The following is an 875-nucleotide window of genomic DNA, read 5'->3' on the forward strand; positions in this document are numbered from 1 at the left end:
TGCGGATCGAACACGATGATATTCACCACACCGCTGGCGTTCAGCGCGTAGGCTTCGATATCGTCGGTCGGGTCATACGTGGACTTGTCACGCTTGCTCCACTCCGTGCCGCCGGACTGCGTGATGTTATTCTCCTCACTGCGGCCCATATCCACCTCAACCGGATCGAAGGCTTCACCGGTCATGGTGTATTTGCCCTTAAGCACGGCAGAAACTGCCTGCATCTCTTCGACCTGAGCAATGGCCAGCTCTTCGTCACGCATGTTCTGCATGATGATGCGACGGCGGCGGTAAGCCGGGTCCGCCAGATTCTGCGGATCTTCATCCGGCAGGCGACGCAGGGTCATCTGCGGATTCACTTCATGCTTCGGCTTGACATATCCCGGCGTAAATTCAGAGGTGGAGCCGCCACGGGAACGGATAACCTCACCGGAAACAATCGGCGAAACGTACAGCGCCATGTTTACCAGTCCCGGAATTTGTGAGAGATAGACTTTCTCCGTGGTGAAGGGATAGCTCTCACGGAAAAAGAGACGCAGAAACAGCGGATCAAACTTAAATTTCTGCTCATTTGCCGCCAGCAGTTGGGCGGTTGTGTACATCGACATAAAAAAATCCCGTAAAAAAAGCCGCACAGGCGGCCTTTAGTGATGAAGGGTAAAGTTAAACGATGCTGATTGCCGTTCCGGCAAACGCGGTCCGTTTTTTCGTCTCGTCGCTGGCAGCCTCCGGCCAGAGCACATCCTCATAACGGAACGTGCCGGACTTGTAGAACGTCAGCGTGGTGCTGGTCTGGTCAGCAGCAACCGCAAGAATGCCAACGGCAGCACCGGCGGGGGTGCCATCCCACGCAACCAGCTTAAGGCTGGAGGGGG

The 875-nt window shown here is 55.8% G+C and carries 2 protein-coding genes; both read right to left on the reverse strand.

The window, feature by feature from the left end; translation table 11 throughout:
* Positions 1-608, reverse strand: a 608-nt coding sequence (locus MTCD1_RS18290) for a major capsid protein (RefSeq protein WP_088568994.1), incomplete at its 3' end; no start/stop codon positions are given.
* 55 nt (positions 609-663) lie between these two features.
* Positions 664-875 (reverse strand): head decoration protein (locus MTCD1_RS18295; RefSeq protein WP_143760144.1); only part of this gene is annotated, 212 nt, incomplete at its 5' end.

It is taken from the genome of Colwellia marinimaniae (assembly GCF_002207865.1).
Classification (GTDB): domain Bacteria; phylum Pseudomonadota; class Gammaproteobacteria; order Enterobacterales; family Alteromonadaceae; genus Colwellia; species Colwellia marinimaniae.